The organism is Blautia massiliensis (ex Liu et al. 2021) (assembly GCF_052064225.1).
Classification (GTDB): Bacteria; Bacillota; Clostridia; order Lachnospirales; family Lachnospiraceae; genus Blautia_A; species Blautia_A fusiformis.
Window position 1 is genome coordinate 25119 of sequence record NZ_JBQHWA010000008.1, and the last position, 17264, is coordinate 42382.

16 protein-coding genes and 1 pseudogene are annotated in these 17264 nt (G+C 45.6%); 15 read left to right on the top strand and 2 right to left on the bottom strand.

Going from position 1 to position 17264, the window contains the following annotated elements; translation table 11 throughout:
• Positions 1-4: 4 nt before the first annotated feature.
• The 7 genes and pseudogenes from ACTNDQ_RS04455 to ACTNDQ_RS04485 all read left to right on the top strand — a co-directional run bounded on the left by ACTNDQ_RS04455 (position 5) and on the right by ACTNDQ_RS04485 (position 6184).
• A complete protein-coding gene (locus tag ACTNDQ_RS04455; protein ID WP_021978072.1) occupies positions 5-277 on the top strand; it encodes a DUF370 domain-containing protein in 273 nt (90 codons plus the stop codon).
• A complete protein-coding gene (gene gmk, locus ACTNDQ_RS04460; RefSeq protein ID WP_015525188.1) occupies positions 270-890 on the top strand; it encodes a guanylate kinase in 621 nt (206 codons plus the stop codon). Before ACTNDQ_RS04455 ends, gmk begins: the two co-directional genes overlap by 8 nt.
• A gap of 53 nt (positions 891-943) precedes the next feature.
• Positions 944-1198, top strand: a pseudogene (rpoZ, locus tag ACTNDQ_RS04465) (DNA-directed RNA polymerase subunit omega); the annotation flags it as partial.
• Between the two features lie 100 nt (positions 1199-1298).
• On the top strand, positions 1299-2636 hold the full coding sequence (rimO, locus tag ACTNDQ_RS04470) for a 30S ribosomal protein S12 methylthiotransferase RimO (RefSeq protein WP_021978070.1): 1338 nt from the start codon (positions 1299-1301) through the stop codon (positions 2634-2636).
• Positions 2620-3159: a CDP-diacylglycerol--glycerol-3-phosphate 3-phosphatidyltransferase gene (gene pgsA, locus ACTNDQ_RS04475; RefSeq protein ID WP_015525184.1), complete on the top strand. Its 540-nt coding sequence runs from the start codon at positions 2620-2622 to the stop codon at positions 3157-3159. Before rimO ends, pgsA begins: the two co-directional genes overlap by 17 nt.
• 31 nt (positions 3160-3190) lie before the next feature.
• On the top strand, positions 3191-4447 hold the full coding sequence (locus tag ACTNDQ_RS04480; protein ID WP_114001595.1) for a competence/damage-inducible protein A: 1257 nt from the start codon (positions 3191-3193) through the stop codon (positions 4445-4447).
• 294 nt (positions 4448-4741) lie between these two features.
• Positions 4742-6184, top strand: coding sequence for a DUF6935 domain-containing protein (locus tag ACTNDQ_RS04485; RefSeq protein ID WP_161206333.1), 1443 nt, complete (start codon positions 4742-4744; stop codon positions 6182-6184).
• 96 nt (positions 6185-6280) lie between these two features.
• Here ACTNDQ_RS04485 and ACTNDQ_RS04490 read toward each other — a convergent pair whose 3' ends face one another.
• Positions 6281-7111 (bottom strand): Cof-type HAD-IIB family hydrolase, encoded by an 831-nt coding sequence (locus ACTNDQ_RS04490; RefSeq protein ID WP_288787038.1) that lies wholly within the window; start codon positions 7109-7111, stop codon positions 6281-6283.
• Between the two features lie 87 nt (positions 7112-7198).
• Positions 7199-8782 carry a glucose-6-phosphate isomerase gene (locus ACTNDQ_RS04495; protein ID WP_441063897.1) on the bottom strand — a complete coding sequence of 528 codons (1584 nt, stop codon included), beginning with the start codon at positions 8780-8782 and terminating at the stop codon, positions 7199-7201.
• A 314-nt stretch (positions 8783-9096) separates the two neighbouring features.
• On the opposite strand from ACTNDQ_RS04495, the gene ACTNDQ_RS04500 reads away from it, so the two are divergent.
• The 8 genes from ACTNDQ_RS04500 (at position 9097) to ACTNDQ_RS04535 (ending at position 17264) form a co-directional block, all read left to right on the top strand.
• Positions 9097-10413 (top strand): Na+/H+ antiporter NhaC family protein, encoded by a 1317-nt coding sequence (locus ACTNDQ_RS04500; RefSeq protein WP_331476873.1) that lies wholly within the window; start codon positions 9097-9099, stop codon positions 10411-10413.
• Entirely contained in the window at positions 10410-11111 is a 702-nt protein-coding gene (locus tag ACTNDQ_RS04505; RefSeq protein ID WP_288787042.1) for a DNA alkylation repair protein, read from the top strand. Before ACTNDQ_RS04500 ends, ACTNDQ_RS04505 begins: the two co-directional genes overlap by 4 nt.
• 21 nt (positions 11112-11132) lie before the next feature.
• Positions 11133-12587, top strand: coding sequence for an ATP-binding protein (locus ACTNDQ_RS04510; protein WP_441063900.1), 1455 nt, complete (start codon positions 11133-11135; stop codon positions 12585-12587).
• Between the two features lie 127 nt (positions 12588-12714).
• Positions 12715-14586 carry a TIGR03960 family B12-binding radical SAM protein gene (locus ACTNDQ_RS04515; RefSeq protein WP_441063902.1) on the top strand — a complete coding sequence of 624 codons (1872 nt, stop codon included), beginning with the start codon at positions 12715-12717 and terminating at the stop codon, positions 14584-14586.
• A complete protein-coding gene (locus tag ACTNDQ_RS04520; protein ID WP_334292506.1) occupies positions 14561-15277 on the top strand; it encodes a TIGR03936 family radical SAM-associated protein in 717 nt (238 codons plus the stop codon). Before ACTNDQ_RS04515 ends, ACTNDQ_RS04520 begins: the two co-directional genes overlap by 26 nt.
• Positions 15261-16484 carry a ribonuclease E/G gene (locus ACTNDQ_RS04525; RefSeq protein WP_441063904.1) on the top strand — a complete coding sequence of 408 codons (1224 nt, stop codon included), beginning with the start codon at positions 15261-15263 and terminating at the stop codon, positions 16482-16484. Before ACTNDQ_RS04520 ends, ACTNDQ_RS04525 begins: the two co-directional genes overlap by 17 nt.
• A gap of 141 nt (positions 16485-16625) precedes the next feature.
• On the top strand, positions 16626-16931 hold the full coding sequence (gene rplU, locus ACTNDQ_RS04530; RefSeq protein ID WP_015525170.1) for a 50S ribosomal protein L21: 306 nt from the start codon (positions 16626-16628) through the stop codon (positions 16929-16931).
• Between the two features lie 12 nt (positions 16932-16943).
• The gene (locus tag ACTNDQ_RS04535; protein ID WP_278796588.1) at positions 16944-17264 is read left to right on the top strand and encodes a ribosomal-processing cysteine protease Prp; all 321 of its coding nucleotides are present in this window, start codon (positions 16944-16946) and stop codon (positions 17262-17264) included.

Sequence of the window (17264 nt, forward strand, 5' to 3'; positions counted from 1 at the left end):
GTAAATGGCGAAACTTATTAATGTAGGCTTTGGAAATGTTGTCAATTCACGCAAGATCGTGGCTGTGGTAAGTCCGGATGCCGCTCCTGTAAAGCGCATGATACAGAGTGTCAAGGGAACCCGAACTCTGATCGATGCCACACAGGGAAGAAAAACAAAAGCAGTGATCGTTACTTCCGATGATTATCTTGTCCTTTCCGCTCTGCAGCCGGAAACCATTGCCAGGAGATTTTCGGAAGCGTATGGAGAGGAAACGAGGGAGGAAGGAAATGAGTAAGGGAATTTTAGTTGTTGTTTCGGGCTTTTCCGGTTCCGGAAAAGGTACTGTCATGAAACGGCTGATGGAAAAATATGACAATTATGCATTATCTGTTTCTGTTACTACCAGAAATCCAAGACCGGGTGAGAAGGACGGAGAGGCTTATTTCTTCCGCACAAAAGAAGAATTTGAACAGCTGATCCGGGAAGACGGACTGATCGAGTATGCACAGTATGTGGAGAATTATTATGGCACACCCCGCAAATATGTAGAGGAGCAGCTTTCCGCAGGGAAAGATGTGATCCTTGAGATCGAGATCCAGGGTGCCATGAAGATCCGTGAGAAGTTTCCGGATACACTGCTGGTATTTGTATGTCCGCCGTCTATGGAGGAGCTTAAGAACCGTCTGGTAGGTCGCGGAACAGAAACTCTGGATGTGATCAACGGGCGTCTCAGAAGAGCGGTTGAAGAATCCAGAGGAATGGATAAATATGATTATCTCCTGATCAATGATGATCTGGAGGAATGTGTTGATACACTTCATGAGACCATCCGGTGTGAGCGCATGCGTACATCCAGGAATCATGATTTTGTATCCAGGATCCAGAAAGAAGCGGAAGCTTTTTTATAAATACCAATTAACAAGTTAAATACGGCCCTGCCGTTACAGAAGGGAGAAAAGATATGATACATCCATCTTATTCAGAATTAATTGAGGCTATCAACACAAACAACGAGGACGACGATGAGGCTCTCGTGCTGAACAGCCGTTATTCTCTTGTACTTGCAGCAAGCAAACGTGCCCGCCAGCTGATCGCAGGAGCAGAGCCGCTTGTACCGGGTGCAGCAGGAAAGAAACCGCTTTCCGTTGCCATTGATGAGCTTTACAAGGGCAAAGTAAAGATTCTTCCCGGACAGGAGGAAGAGGAAGAGCTGGAGGCTCTTGAAGCTGAGAAGGAGGCTCTTGAGGCAGCAGAGGGCGAGACCGCAGAGGGCACTGAGACTGCAGAAGCAGCTCAGACAGAAGCGGAGTAATTTTATGAAAATATTATTCATCTCTCTTGGCTGTGACAAGAACCTGGCGGATTCTGAGGAAATGCTGGGACTTCTTACAGCCGGAGGTCATGAGATCACAGACGATGAAACACAGGCAGATGCTATCGTAATCAATACCTGCTGTTTTATCAAGGATGCCAAGGAAGAGAGTGTGGAAACCATTCTTGAAATGGCAGAGTACAAAAAAACAGGAAGCTGCCATGCACTGATCGTTACCGGCTGTATGGCACAGCGATACCAGAAAGAGATCATTGAGGAGGTTCCGGAGGTCGATGCTGTTCTTGGAACTACATCCTACGGCGACATTGTAAAGGCTCTGGAGGAAGCAGTAGCCGGAAATCATTTCGAAGAATTCCGTGATATTGATTATCTGCCGGATACAGGAAGCAAACGTGTCCTTACAACAGGTGGACATTTCGGCTACCTGAAGATCGCGGAAGGCTGCGACAAGCACTGTACCTACTGCATCATCCCGAAGCTCAGAGGTAAATTTCGAAGCGTCCCAATGGAGCGCCTCATTGCCCAGGCAGAGGATATGGCTGAACAGGGAGTGAAAGAGCTGATCCTGGTAGCACAGGAGACCACCGTTTACGGAAAGGATCTTTACGGCAAAAAATCTCTTCACATTCTTTTAAAGAAGCTCTGTGAGATCAGAGGTATCCGTTGGATCCGCATCCTTTACTGTTATCCGGAGGAGATTTACGATGAACTGATCGAAACCATTCGTGATGAGAAGAAGATCTGTCATTATCTGGATATTCCGATCCAGCACGCATCGGACCGAATTCTTAAAAGAATGGGTCGCCGTACTTCCAAACAGGAACTGATCGATATTGTCGGAAAGCTCCGTAAGGAGATTCCGGATATCGTACTGCGTACAACTCTGATCACCGGATTTCCGGGTGAGACGGAGGAAGACCATGAAGAACTGAAGGAGTTCGTAGATGAGATGGAATTTGACCGTCTCGGTGTCTTCACTTACTCTCCGGAGGAGAATACCCCGGCAGCAGAGATGGCAGACCAGGTTCCGGAAGAAGTGAAGGAAGAACGCAGAGACGAGCTGATGGAGCTTCAGCAGGAGATTTCTTATGACAGAGGTCAGGACCGTATCGGACAGGAACTTCTTGTTATGATCGAAGGAAAAGTTGCAGATGAAAGTGCCTATATCGGACGTACCTACGGGGATGCGCCGAAGGTTGACGGATACATTTTCGTTCAGACAGGCGAACTGCTTATGACAGGTGATTTTGCAAAGGTACGTGTGACAGGTGCGCTTGAGTATGATTTGATAGGAGTGCTGAGCGATGAATACACCGAATAAACTTACAGTTGCAAGAATGATACTTGTACCATTTCTTGTAGTTTTCTTACTGACAGGCTGGGGAGGAGAAGCAAACCGCTGGATCTGTCTTGCGATTTTTGTCGCAGCAAGTGTGACAGACTGGTTTGACGGTCATCTTGCCAGAAAATATAACCTGATAACTAATTTTGGAAAATTTATGGATCCGCTGGCAGACAAGCTTCTGGTATGCTCTGCCATGATCTGCATGATCGAGGTTGACAAGCTTCCGGCATGGGTTGTGATCATTATCATCGGACGGGAATTTATCATCAGTGGTTTCCGTCTGATCGCAGCGGAGAACGGAATTGTCATTGCCGCAAACTACTGGGGAAAATTCAAAACCGTTTCCCAGATGATCATGATCATACTTCTGATGCTGGATTTCGGAGGTGTTTTTGCAGTGCTGACACAGATATTTATCTGGCTGTCCGTTGCACTGACCATTATCTCCCTGCTGACTTATATCATGCAGAACAGAAAGGTCCTTTCCATGCAGGAGTAGGGATCAGAGTATACGAAAGGAGTTTCTTTTCATGATCACAGAACTGATATCCGTAGGAACCGAGATCCTTCTAGGAAATATCGTAAATACCAACAGCGCCTATCTTTCTGAAAAATGCGCCCTGCTTGGGTTAAGTGTTTACTATCAGGATGTAGTAGGTGATAATGAAGGCCGTATGCGTGACGTGATCCGTACTGCACTGGATCGTTCCGATGTTGTGATCCTCACCGGAGGTCTTGGACCAACAGAGGATGATATCACCAAGGAAGTAACTGCGGATCTGATGGGAATGCCTCTTAAGGAAGATTCCCACTCAAGGAAACTGATCGATAAATATCTGAAGGAATATGAGAAAAACAATCCTCAGAGACGTATCACGAAGAACAACTATAAACAGGCCATGGTTCCTGAGGGAGCCATTGTTCTTGACAATCATAACGGAACTGCTCCGGGACTGATCCTTGAGAAAAAAGGAAAAACCGCGATCCTTCTTCCTGGACCTCCCAATGAGCTGAAGCCCATGTTCGAGGAGTATGTTGTCCCGTATCTGCAGAAAAACCAGCCGGAGATCATTGTGTCCCAGATGGTAAAGATCAGCGGGATCGGTGAGAGTCAGGTAGCAGAGGAAATCCAGGATCTGATCGAAAGCCAGACCAATCCTACCATTGCACCTTATGCAAAAACCGGTGAAGTGCATCTTCGTGTGACAGCAAGCGCAGAGAATGAAAAGGCCTGCAGAAAGCTGATCAAACCGGTTGTCAAGGAGCTAAAGAAGCGTTTTGGAGAGAATGTTTTCGCCACAGATGAGAGCAAGACACTGGAGGAAGCGGTGATCGATCTTCTGAAAGAGAAAGATTTGAAGCTTTCCCTGGCGGAATCGCTTACCGGCGGTATGATCGCCCAGCGCATTGTCAATGTATCCGGTGCGTCTGAGGTGTTTGGCTATGGCTTTGTGACTTACAGTAACAAGGCCAAGCATAAATGTCTGGGAGTGAAGAAGCGTACTCTGAAGGAGCAGGGGGCAGTTTCCGCCAAATGTGCCAGAGAAATGGCAAAGGGCGCCTGCAAAGCATCCGGAGCAGACATCAGTATTTCCGTGACGGGTCTGGCAGGACCGGGAGGCGGAACAAAGGAAACTCCGGTTGGTACTGTATTTATGGGCTGCTGCTATAAGGGCAAGGCTATTGCCAAAGAGTTCCACTTTACAGGAAATCGCATGCGGGTCCGCGAGCAGACTACAGCGCATGCACTGGCGATGTTACGTGACTGTATCATTATGAGCAGATAGCGAATGCCTTGATCTGCCTGCTATTACGGATCAACCATGATATTTTTTATAAAACAGGACTGATTTTTAAACAGATGAAACTTTTGATTTCAAGTATCTGTATCAAAAATCAGTCCTGTTTTATTTTTGTTTCCTGACAATAAGCCCCGGTATGGGCGATGAAAGAATATAAACGATCATATTTACAAGGATACTATCATAAGTGCTAGTGTTTTTATAAGGGATTTCCTCTAAAATGTGATTAAAGCAATATATGACGTAAATATACGTTTTACCGGAAAGGGGGAAATCAGAATGAAAAAGAAAAAAAATCTGTTGTGTTTTGTGCTGCTGATCAGCCTTATTTTTACGATGGCATTTGGAAGTGTGACGGTCAGCGCCGCACCAAAACTGAACAGAACAAAAGTAACTCTTTTAAAAGGTGAGAAGACAACACTTAAGGTTACCGGGACCAAGCAGAAGGTTGCCTGGAGATCTTCCAAAAAGAGCGTTGCGACCGTTAACAGCAAAGGCCAGGTGGTTGCAAAAAATAAAGGTTCCGCAACGATCTATGCAAAGGTAAGCAAAAAAACATATAAATGTGTTGTAAAGGTAGAAACACCGAAGCTCAGCAGGACATCGCTGACATTAACAGAAAAGAAATCCAGTGCCATTAAATTGACAGGAACAACTGTGAAGGTGAAATATTCTTCTTCCAATCCGAAAATCGCACGTGTGGATTCCAAAGGAAAGATCACCGCAGTGAAAAAAGGAACAGCAGTGATCACAGCGAAGGCAAATACGAAGAAATTTAACTGTAAGGTTACAGTAAAAGCAGCGCAGAAACCGAAGCCGACACCTACACCGGTGCCGAAACCATCTTTAAGTGCCACCACCTTAAATATGAATAAAGGTGATGTGAGACAGCTTCAGGTAAAGAATTATAAAGAGATTCTTGTATGGACCAGTGATGATACATCTGTTGCAACTGTAGACAGTAAAGGCAAAGTAACGGCAGTGAATGTGGGAACAACAAAGATCCAGGTCCGGGATAAGAGTACCTGGCGAGGCAGCTGTACTGTCCACGTGACACAGACAGTAAAGAAACAGGTGGAGCCGGTTCTTACAAAAGGAACTAAATCTGCAAAAAAAGAGATCACCAATGATAAAGGACAGAAGGAAGTCATTAATGTAACGATAAATACCTATACTTACACCTTTACCACGATCCCGACCAATGCAGAGGAACTGAAACAGTATGATATCACAACGGCAGACGGACGCTATAAGACCATGGCTCTGCTGATTCTTGCATATCGTACCTGGACACCGACCAATCCGACGGACTGCGAGGAGATGATTTCTTATCTCAATAATAAAGAGATGACTCAGTATTACAAAAACTTTTTGAGGGATCGTATGAAAGCGGATAACGGATATAAGTATCTTGGTAATTCTTACCTGAACGGAGCAACTCCGGCCAACAATTATACTCCGTCTAAACCGATTTCCATTACGTTAAGACAGGACACACTTCCGGGTAAGGGAAATTCCATCAGTGAAGATATCCCGTATTTTGAACCGACTCAGACCACTCCTGCGATCTACAGATCATTTACTGATTTTGCAGGCAGCGACAGTTCCAGATGGATCTGTACATATAAGCACTCCAAAACCGGAAAATGGTATATCTGGGATCAGTCCTGGCATGATCTTCTTACCAGGATCAAACAGCCGGCAGGAAACTATGAATATTGATCGAATGTGAATGTACCGCTATTCAATCCCATTCTAAAAAAGGAACCGACAGCGTAAAAACTGTCGGTTCCTTTTTGGCATACATAATAGAATATCTCATCGGTGCAGCGCAAACTTTTCAATGGCGCGTGCTACACCGTCTTCGTCATTGGAAGCAGTAATATAATCGGCTGCTTTTTTTACCTGGGGCTGTGCATTGGCCATGGCTACGCCAAACCCGACTTCCCGGAGAAGATGGACATCGTTGTCACCGTCTCCGCATGCCATAATGGATTCCCTTGGGATTCCCAGCATTTCGCCAAGAGCAACAAGAGCGGTTCCTTTGTTGACACCGGCGGCGTTGATCTCAATATTGTAGCTTAAGGAGCCTACAAGCTCCAGCTCCTTAAGTTCACTTAATTCCTTCCAGGCGGCGGCGCGTTCCTCCATGTCTGCAAAAAGCGCCTGGACTTTATCCATGCTTTTGTTTTCTTTTGTAATGACATCCTGGATGTCCGGAACCGCGATACGGGTAGTACGGACATAATTCCACATATTAGGGTCGTGATGGTATTTTCCTACATTATCAAGCTTGGCAGCGTCTGCATATCCCTGACCGTCAAAATAGATCTCACTTAAAGTATCATATTTTTCAAAGATACGGAGAGCTTTTTTTGCACTTTCCATGGGAAGAAGCTGCTCGATAAGAAGTTTATTATGGTCTGTATCAAGGACTCTGGCTCCGTTGGAGGTGAGAGCATAGTGAATTCCCGGAAAATTTCTCAGTTCCGCGGGAATGCCGGTATATGGCCGGCCGGTAGCCATCAGAACAAGGATACCTGCATCAATAGCTTCCCTGAGAACGCGCCTGGTATTTTCTGTGAGTTCTTTTTTTGTATTCAGAAGAGTTCCGTCCAGATCAAGACCGATCATTTTTATCTGCTGCATATTTAAGATTTCCTTTCCCGGTTAAGGTCACATATACAGAAAAACCGTCCCGAAAAAACATTTTCCGGGACGGTACCTATCTGTTTATCAGATATCAAGAAGATCACTGTAAACTTTCAGTGCTCCGTCTGTATCATGAGCGAGAACACGTTTTGCAAGAACCTTACCAAGCTGTACACCCTCCTGGTCAAAGCTGTTCAGGTTCCATACAAAGCCCTGGAACATGATCTTGTTCTCAAAGTGTGCAAGAAGCGCACCCAGAGACTTCGGTGTAAGTTCCTCACCAACAATGATACTGGAAGGACGTCCGCCCTTGAAGTTTTTGTTCAGGTTCTCATCTTCTTTTCCGCATGCAAAGGCAACGATCTGTGCTGCAACGTTTGCACAGAGCTTCTGCTGGCTTGTGCTGTTCTCGATATCAACATCAACACTAAGCTGGCTCTTCTTAAAGCCGATGAACTGAAGCGGAACAATATTGGTTCCCTGATGCAGAAGCTGGTAGAAGGAGTGCTGTCCGTTGGTTCCTGGCTCACCAAAGATCACCGGTCCGGTCACATAATCCACCGGCTCACCAAAGCGGTTTACAGATTTACCGTTAGACTCCATATCACACTGCTGAAGATGAGCAGGGAAGCGGCTTAATGCCTGTGAGTATGGTAAAACTGCAGTAGAAGGATAACCCTGTACATTTCTCTCATAAACGCCGATCAGGGCATCCAGCATATCCGGGTTCTCAAGAATGTTCTTATTTGTTGCAAGCTTATCCTCCTCGGCAGCTCCGTCAAGGATGTCTGCGAATACTTCCGGTCCGAATGCAAGGGAAAGGATCGCTCCGCCTACGCCGGAAACGGAAGAGTAACGTCCGCCGATATAGTCGTCCATGAAAATAGCGATAAGGTACTCATCACTCTTTGCAAGAGGAGAGGTCTCACTGGTTACAGCAAGCATATGTCTGGATGGGTTCAGGCCCGCTTTTGTAAGGGCGTCTTTTACGAATGCCTCATTTGTCAGAGTTTCAAGTGTTGTACCGGATTTGGATACAACGATGAAAAGAGAGTGAGCAAGATCTACAGATGCAAGAACAGCAGCTGCATCATCCGGGTCAACGTTGCTGATGAATTTTGCTTCCATCTTGAAGGTGTTGTTTGCCTTTGCCCAGTTCTCAAGTGCGATATATAATGCACGCGGTCCCAGGTCACTTCCGCCGATACCGATCTGTACAACCGTAGTGAATTTCTCACCGGCTTCATTTGTGATCTCGCCGGCATGTACTTTGTTTGCAAAATCTGCAGCTTTCTTCTGCTGAGCTACATAGAATTCTCGCTTGTCCACACCGTCAACAACAACAGGCTCGCCAAGCTGTGTACGTGCAAGATGATGAAGGACCATACGTTTCTCGCCTGTGTTGATCACTGCGCCGTTATATAATTCCTGGAATTTTTCGATCAGTTCTGCCTCATCAGCCAGTTTGGAAAGTGCGTCAAGAACGGTCTCGTCCACTTCCTTAGCTGCGTAATTGTAAGCCAGACCTGCTGCCATCGGTACGCTGTACTTCTTTACACGTTCTGCACCCTGCTCGCCGGACATTGCTTCTGCAATGTTCACGTGATCTTTCAGACTGTTAAGTTTGCTGTAAGAAGCAAGAGTGTCCAGATTTTTCCATGTTGCCATAATCATATTCCTCCTTTAATGACTGTGATCAGAGATATCAACATAAATCCTTCGGATATCTTTTTCACAATTGTCTACAGCCAATTATACTGAAAAAAGCTCTGGATTTCAACGGAAGGAACGATTTAATTGGTGAAAATCTTGTTAAATAAGGTAAAAAATATCAGAGATAACAGGATCGTGACGGAAATATGAAGAAGTTTCCGTCAGCAGCAGGACAGGAATGGGGAAATATGATATGATAGAAAACAGATCACCCGGAGAAAAAAGCCGGGAAAATAATAAGTGATGAAGGGAATTGTTTTATGGAGGAAATGAACAAAAAAGGAAATGTGATCGCACTGCTGCCTATCGGTGTTTTTCTGGTCCTGTATCTGGGACTGGGGATTTTGTTTGAGTATGTGATGAAGATCCCTATGGGATTTTATAATGTACCGATCGTTGTGGCTTTTCTGTCTGCGATCCTGGTGGCATGTGTTCAGAACAGAACGATCAGCTTTGACAGAAAGCTGGAGCTTATGGCAAAAGGAGTAGGAGATAAAAATATCATCACCATGCTTCTGATCTTTCTGACCGCAGGCTCTTTTGTGGGTGTTGTGGGGCGCAGCAGTGCAGAAAGTGTGGCCTACTGTATGCTTTCTCTGATACCGGCACGTTTTTCCGTTGCGGTATTGTTTGTAGTTGCCTGCTTCGTATCTGTGGCTATGGGAACTTCCGTTGGGACGATCACGCTTCTTACCCCTATTGCGGTAGCGGTTTCCAAAGCTTCCGGTTTTGATATGGCATTTTGTGTGGCATCGGTGATGGGAGGAGCCATGTTTGGTGACAATCTTTCTTTTATTTCTGATACCACGATCGCAGCCTGCAACGGTCAGGGCTGTCAGATGAAAGATAAATTCCGGGAAAATTTCTGGATCGCATTTCCGGCAGCTGTTGTTACACTGATCCTGATCCTTATCCTGTCTTTTCAGACAGAGATCCAGGGAAGAGTGGTACAGGATTACCATCTTATACAGATCTTTCCATATGTTCTGGTGCTGATCGGCGGGATCATCGGCATCAATGTATTTGTGGTACTTCTGATCGGAATTATCTCCGGCGCATTTATCATGCTTCTTGGAGGACATATCACACCGGTGGAGCTTCTGACCAATATCGGATCCGGTGTTTCCGGAATGTTCGAGACCTGTATGGTGGCTATCCTTGTAGCAGCTATGTGTGCGCTGATCCGGGAGCATGGAGGCTTTGAAGCACTGCTTTCCGGAATACAGAGAGTTTTTAAAGGGAAAAAAGGCGGACTTCTTGGTATGGGACTTCTGGTTGGAACTATGGATATCGCAACAGCCAATAATACGGTGGCCATTGTTATGGCCAACCCCATTGCAAAGGAAATGGCGCTGGAATATAAGATCACTTCCAGAAAGACAGCTTCTATCCTGGATACATTTTCCTGTATTTTCCAGGGGGTGATTCCATATGGAGCCCAGATGCTGGTTGCCATTTCTGCGGCAAAGGAACTGGGATTTGAGCTTTCTGCTTTTCAGATCATGCCGAAACTGTTTTACCCCATGCTTCTGCTTGTGAGTTCTCTGATCGCGATCTTTGGTATAAAAGGCGGGGATGATAAATGAATCAGGAAGAGATGATCCGGGATGTCCGGAAAAGACTGTTTGAAATGCAGGATACAGGATATCGGGATTTTCATGCAAGGCTGGTTCCGACTGTGGAGAAAGAAAAGATCATCGGTATCCGGACACCGATACTCCGGAAATTTGCAAAAGAATTTGGAAAAACAGAAAGATCCGAAATGTTCCTGAAGGTTCTTCCTCATCAGTATTATGAGGAAAATAATCTCCATGGCCTGCTGATCGAGCAGATCAGAGATTATGATAAATGTCTGAAAGAACTGGAGCGTTTTCTTCCGTATATTGATAACTGGGCGACCTGTGATCTGCTGGCGCTCCATATGATGAAAAAACACCGTGATATATTTATCCGGGAGATTTATCGCTGGATGGAGTCGGATAAGCCTTATACCATCCGGTTCGGGATCAGTATGCTGATGCGTCATTATCTGGATGAAGAATTTAAACCGGAATATGCTGAGAAAGTGGCATCCATCCGCTCGGAAGAATATTATGTAAATATGATGCGGGCCTGGTATTTTGCAACAGCACTGGCAAAACAGTATGAGAAGATCCTGCCATTTTTGGAAGAACGGAGAATGGACATCTGGACTCATAACAAGACGATCCAGAAATCCATTGAAAGCTACCGGATCACACAGGAACAGAAGGATCATCTCAGGACACTGCGGATAAAGAAATAAACAGCAGGTAAGGGTTAAAATATGAAGGCAATATCGATCTATGCACTTACAAGAAATCAGAATATGGAATGTGTCCAGAAGCTGGAACGCCAGCTTTCCGGCAGAGATTTTTTTCTCAGGATCAAAGAGTGGGAACTGGAAAGTATGAAAGCACTGGTGAAGCAGCTGGAACTGCATATGGAAAAGGTATATAAGCTCCGGCTTTTTTATTCGTTCCAGATCCCGAAGCTTGGAAAGGAGTTTGATCTCCTTCAGATCAAGGATGATCAGATCGTGAATATTGAACTGAAAAGTGGCAGTGTATCGGATGAGGCTATTCGAAGACAGCTGATCCAGAACCGGTATTATCTGTCTGTTTTTGGGAAACCGATCCTGTCCTATACCTATATCAGCAGCGAAGACCGTCTGGTAAGACTGACCAATCATGATCACATCGTGGATGGAGACTGGGAAAAGCTTTGTACTGCGCTGGAGAAAGAAGGTCAGGATTATGGTGGTGATATTGAAGATCTGTTTCAGGCAGAACTGTACCTGATCTCTCCGCTGACAGAACCGGAACGTTTTCTCAAAAAGGAGTATTTCCTTACTTCACAGCAGAGGGATATCGAACGGCAGATCCTGAAGAGAATCCGGGGAGAGAGAAATGGATATTTCTGGTTCAGTGGTCTTCCCGGAACAGGAAAAACCCTGCTGCTCTACGATATTGCAATGAGGCTGTCTGTGCGTCAGAAAGTCTGTATCGTTCACTGCGGCGAAGGAGGAAAAGAATGGAGGCTTCTTCATGAGCGTCTGAGGAGGATAGATTTTCTGGCAGATGATCAGCTGGGAGAGTCAACAGATCTTGGCTGCTACAGCAGTATTCTGGTAGATGAATCACATCTTCTTTCCCCGGAAAAATTGTCTGTTCTGCTTACCTGGAGTGAGCGCCGGCCTGTGATCTTTTCCAGTGATTCCGAAGATGTGATATCACCGGAGGAGTTGGATCGAAGTATTGTGGAGAGACTGGGAAAGCTGCCGGAAATTCAGAAATTCCATCTGACAAACCGGATCCGTACCAATGCGGAGCTTTCTTCTTTTATCCAGAACATGGTACATCTGCCGGAAAAAAGAAGCTCCAGATGGTATCCGCATATTGTGGTGATGTATGCCAACAATGACAGTGAGGCGGAAAAGCTTCTGCATGATCTTGTGAGACAGGGATTTAAGGAGCGGACAGAAGAGGCTTCCGGGCAGCCTGGTGTCCAGGCGGTGAGACCTGAGGAGAAGATCGTCGTATTGCTGGATGAACAATATTATTACGATGAAAGTGGATATCTCAGATCCAGGTGTTCTTCGGGAGAATATTCTAATATACGAAGTCTTTTTCACCTTCTGAACCAGGCAAAAGAGAGCCTTGCCCTGGTGGTGAAGGAGAATATGGCAGTATATGAAGTGCTGCTTGAGATCCTGCAGATGAAGAAAAAGCATATACGTTAAATCTTCGTGACTGTAAACTAACCGACTCTCCCTTGAAATCCCCCACCATTCCGTATATAATGGGAACGTTGTGGGGGATTTTCCCTGCTTGGCATTATGTTAAACAATAACTTCTGAAAGGAATATTATGAGAACTCTAGCTTTAAGCGATGAAATTTTAATGAAGGTTGACAAAGCTGCCCGCTATATCGGCGGTGAAGTCAACTCCGTAATGAAAGATAAAAATGCGGTAGATATCCGTTTTGCAATGTGCTTCCCGGATGTCTACGAGATCGGCATGTCAAATCTGGGCATGATGATTCTCTATAACATGTTCAACCAGCGTGAGGACGTATGGTGTGAGCGCCTCTTTTCTCCATGGCCGGATCTGGATAAGGTGATGAGGGAGAAGAAGATTCCGTTGTTTGCACTGGAATCCCAGGAGCCCATCCGGGATTTTGATTTTCTCGGAATTACGATCGGGTACGAGATGTGCTACACCAATATCCTTCAGGTACTGGATCTCAGTGGTATCCCGCTGAAAAGCGCAGACCGTGGTGAGGATTTCCCTATTGTGATCGGTGGCGGTGCCTGTGCGTATAATCCGGAGCCGCTGGCACCTTTTTTTGATATGTTTTATATCGGAGAAGGGGAAACGGTTTATGATGCACTTTTTGATGCATACAAGGCCAATAAAAAGGCTGGCGGCAGCAGGAGAGATTTCCTTCTGGCAGCAGCTAAGATTCCTGGAATTTATGTTCCGTCTCTCTATGAAGTTACCTATAAAGAAGATGGTACGATCGCATCCTTTGCACCGACGGCGGATGGTGTTCCTGAGAAGGTCCAGAAACAGCTGATCATTGATATGGAAAAGGAATATCGTGCTGTGGAGGCACCGGTCGTTCCTCACATTAAGGCAACACAGGATCGTGTAACTCTTGAGATCCAGAGAGGATGCATTCGAGGCTGTCGTTTCTGCCAGGCAGGTATGATCTATCGTCCGACCCGTGAACGTGATGTGGAGACTTTGAAGGAATCGGCGCGTATCATGCTGAAAAATACAGGACACGAAGAGATTTCTCTTAGTTCCTTAAGCTCCAGTGACTATTCCCAGCTGAAAGAACTGGTGAACTTCCTGATCGAAGAGTTTCATGGAAAGGCTGTTAATATTTCCTTACCATCTCTCAGGATCGATGCGTTTGCACTGGATGTTATGAGTAAAGTGCAGGATGTAAAGAAAAGCAGCCTGACTTTTGCTCCGGAGGCCGGTTCTCAGCGACTTCGTGACGTTATCAACAAAGGTCTGACAGAGGAAGTGATCCTCCATGGTGCGGGCGAAGCATTCAAGGGTGGCTGGAATCAGGTGAAGCTTTACTTTATGCTCGGTCTTCCCACAGAAACAGAAGACGATATGAAGGGAATTGCTCATCTGGCACAGAAGATCGCAGAGACCTATTATGAGGTAGTTCCGAAAGAACAGCGTAAAGGTAAGGTACAGATCAACGTCAGCACATCTTTCTTTGTGCCGAAGCCGTTTACCCCATTTCAGTGGGCACCAATGTATACAGAGCAGGATTTTGTGGAAAAAGCCAAGGTGGTTAAAAATGAAGTCCGCGCCCAGCTGAATCAGAGAAGTATCCGTTATAACTGGCATGAACCGGATGTAACAGCTCTGGAAGGATTTCTCGCACGCGGGGACAGACGATGCGCGGATGTGATCCTGAAGGCTTATGAAAAAGGTGCCCTTTACGATGCCTGGACAGAAAATTTTGATTATGATATCTGGAAGGAAGCTATGGCTGAGTGCGGAGTGGATATGACATTCTACACACTTCGTGAAAGAAGCATGGATGAGATCCTGCCGTGGGATTTCATTGATACCGGTGTCAGCCGTAGATTCCTGGAGCGTGAATGGCAGCGTGCAAAAGAGGGTGTTGTGACGGAAAACTGCCGTCAGAAATGTTCCGCATGTGGAGCTATGAAATTTAAAGGAGGTGTCTGCCTTGAAGGTAAGAATTAAATTCAGCAAAGAGGGTCCTATGAAGTTTGTGGGACATCTGGATACCATGCGTTATTTCCAGAAAGCACTTCGTCGTGCAGAGCTTCCGGTAGCGTTTTCCGGTGGATACAGCCCGCATATGATCATGTCTTTTGCGGTTCCACTTGGAGTGGGGATGGAGAGTCTCGGAGATTATTTTGACCTGGAGATGGCAGAAGATATGCCTACTGCAGAGATCGCAGCCCGTCTGGAGGAACAGATGGCAGAGGGGATGCATATCGTTAGCGTCCGCAAGGTAGAGGATGGAAAAGCGGGTAAAGCGATGGCACTGGTGGCAGCAGCAGATTATCTTGTGGAGTTCCGTCCGGGCAAAGAGCCTTCTATTGACTGGAAAAACCGTGTGAAAGAATTTCTGGCACAGCCGGAGATCAAAGTGACCAAGCAGACCAAGCGCAGCGAAAAGGAGATCGATCTTCGTCCGAATATCTATAAAATGGAAGTAAGAGAGAATGGGTTCTTTTATATGCTGGCATCTGCAAGCTCTAATTATACGAAGCCGGAGATGGTAACAAACACATTTTTCCACTGGATTGGAGAAGAACTTCCGGAATTTGCCTTCACAGTGAAACGTCTGGAAATGTATGCCGATAAAGGAGAAAATGCAAGCCCACGTTTTGTGACTCTGGAATCATTAGGTGAGGAAATTGAGTAAACTGATCATAACAAGAATGGAGATCCATGGTGTGCCCTGTACAGTAGCGGCTCTTTCGGAGGAGGAACGGATCGTTGAGATCCGACTGGAATCCGATCAGGAAAAATCCATTCTTGGAAATATATACACCGGACAGGTCGAAAATATCGCATCCAATATCCAGGCGGCTTTTGTGCAGATCGAGCCTGGAAAGAGATGCTACTATTCTCTTGCAGAGGCACAGAGAGCTGTTTTTTCCGCAGGAAGAAAAGGAAACGGACCATTGCGGCCTGGAGATGAGCTCCTGGTACAGGTGAGCAGAGATGCCATGAAAGGAAAACTTCCGGCACTGACATCCAATCTGAATTTTACGGGAAGATATCTTGTTCTCACTACAGGCGATAAAAAGTTTGGTCTGTCTTCCAAGCTGGCACTGGAAGATCGCCATCGCCTCAGCGGATGGCTGAAAGAGGAAGCAGAGCGTCCGGATAAGGAATTCGGTATCATTGTCCGGACCAATGCCGCAGACGCTTCCAAAGAAGAGATCCTGAAGGAACTGGAGTGGCTGAAGGGCCGCTACCATAAAGCCGTAGTTCAGGGACGGAACCGTACCTGTTTCAGTCTTGTACTGGAGACAGAACCATTTTATGTGGCTGCTGTAAGGGATGCTTATGGCCGTGACCTGGATGAGATCATTACCGATGTGCCGGAAATCAGAGAAATGATCCTGGGATATCTGGAAGAGATCAGCCCGGAGCTTAAAGAAAAGCTTCGTTTTTATCAGGACAAACTTCTTCCGCTTTATAAGCTGTATCGCGTGGAAACCGCACTGGATGCGATCCAGAAAGAAAAAGTATGGCTGAACAGCGGCGGATTTCTGGTGATCCAGCAGACGGAGGCCTTTGTATCCATTGATGTAAACAGTGGAAAATATACCGGAAAGAAGAAAATGGAAGAAACCTTCCGCAAGATCAATCTGGAAGCGGCTGCGGAGATCGGCCGGCAGTTGCGGCTGCGTAATCTTTCAGGTATTATCCTGATCGATTTTATCAACATGGAAAATCCGGATCACAGAGAGGAACTCTTTCATGTTTTACAGAAGCTCCTCAGAAAAGATCCGGTAAAGAGCAGGGCCATTGATATCACACCATTGCATATCCTGGAAATGACCAGAAAGAAAGTAAGACGTCCGGTGATCGAGGACATTCGGGAGCTTACAAAAAAATAATAAAAATATCAAAAAAACTATTGACATAACAGTATGTCACTGTTATGATAATCGAGTATGCCGCACAAAGAGGTTAAAGAGCTTCAGTTTCAGAACAGGAGCCACCGAATTTGGCGAGTAAATAATTAGGAGGTGCCACAGATGTACGCAATTATTGCAACAGGTGGTAAACAGTACAAGGTTGCCGAGGGTGACGTAATTAAAGTTGAAAAGCTCGGTGTAGAAGCTGGTGAAACCGTAACATTTGACAACGTGATCGCAGTCAGCAATGACGGATTAAAGGTTGGCGAGGATGTAAAAGATGCCAGTGTTACCGCTTCTGTAGTTGAAAACGGTAAGAATCGCAAGGTCATCGTTTACAAATACAAACGCAAAACTGGATATCACAAGAAAAACGGACACAGACAGCAGTACACCAAGGTTAAGATCGAAAAGATTAACGGTTAATCTGGTGTCATCATGATTACAATTAAAGTCAGAAAGAAAAAAGGATCTTACGAAGAATTTATTTCGAAGGGACATGCCGGTTATGCAGAAGCCGGACAGGATATTGTCTGTGCTGCGGTATCTGCACTGATCATTACCACGGTGAATTCTCTTGAAAAATTCACAGATGATAAATTTGATGTGCAGGAAAAGGATGGATTTGTTTCCATTCATTTCAGAAATGATCTTTCTGAACGGGGGATGCTCCTTATGGATTCCTTACTTCTCGGTCTGACGGAAATTGCTGGTAGTTATAACAATCGATATTTGACAGTAAAAGTCAAGGAGGTGTAA

Excerpts from the sequence above, each read along its gene's own strand:
- ACTNDQ_RS04455 (WP_021978072.1), top strand. The coding sequence starts at position 5 with ATGGCGAAACTTATTAATGTAGGCTTTGGAAATGTTGTCAATTCACGC.
- gmk (WP_015525188.1), top strand. The coding sequence starts at position 270 with ATGAGTAAGGGAATTTTAGTTGTTGTTTCGGGCTTTTCCGGTTCCGGA.
- rimO (WP_021978070.1), top strand. The coding sequence starts at position 1,299 with ATGAAAATATTATTCATCTCTCTTGGCTGTGACAAGAACCTGGCGGAT.
- pgsA (WP_015525184.1), top strand. The coding sequence starts at position 2,620 with ATGAATACACCGAATAAACTTACAGTTGCAAGAATGATACTTGTACCA.
- ACTNDQ_RS04480 (WP_114001595.1), top strand. The coding sequence starts at position 3,191 with ATGATCACAGAACTGATATCCGTAGGAACCGAGATCCTTCTAGGAAAT.
- ACTNDQ_RS04485 (WP_161206333.1), top strand. The coding sequence starts at position 4,742 with ATGAAAAAGAAAAAAAATCTGTTGTGTTTTGTGCTGCTGATCAGCCTT.
- ACTNDQ_RS04490 (WP_288787038.1), bottom strand. The coding sequence starts at position 7,111 with ATGCAGCAGATAAAAATGATCGGTCTTGATCTGGACGGAACTCTTCTG.
- ACTNDQ_RS04495 (WP_441063897.1), bottom strand. The coding sequence starts at position 8,782 with ATGGCAACATGGAAAAATCTGGACACTCTTGCTTCTTACAGCAAACTT.
- ACTNDQ_RS04500 (WP_331476873.1), top strand. The coding sequence starts at position 9,097 with ATGAACAAAAAAGGAAATGTGATCGCACTGCTGCCTATCGGTGTTTTT.
- ACTNDQ_RS04505 (WP_288787042.1), top strand. The coding sequence starts at position 10,410 with ATGAATCAGGAAGAGATGATCCGGGATGTCCGGAAAAGACTGTTTGAA.
- ACTNDQ_RS04510 (WP_441063900.1), top strand. The coding sequence starts at position 11,133 with ATGAAGGCAATATCGATCTATGCACTTACAAGAAATCAGAATATGGAA.
- ACTNDQ_RS04515 (WP_441063902.1), top strand. The coding sequence starts at position 12,715 with ATGAGAACTCTAGCTTTAAGCGATGAAATTTTAATGAAGGTTGACAAA.
- rplU (WP_015525170.1), top strand. The coding sequence starts at position 16,626 with ATGTACGCAATTATTGCAACAGGTGGTAAACAGTACAAGGTTGCCGAG.
- ACTNDQ_RS04535 (WP_278796588.1), top strand. The coding sequence starts at position 16,944 with ATGATTACAATTAAAGTCAGAAAGAAAAAAGGATCTTACGAAGAATTT.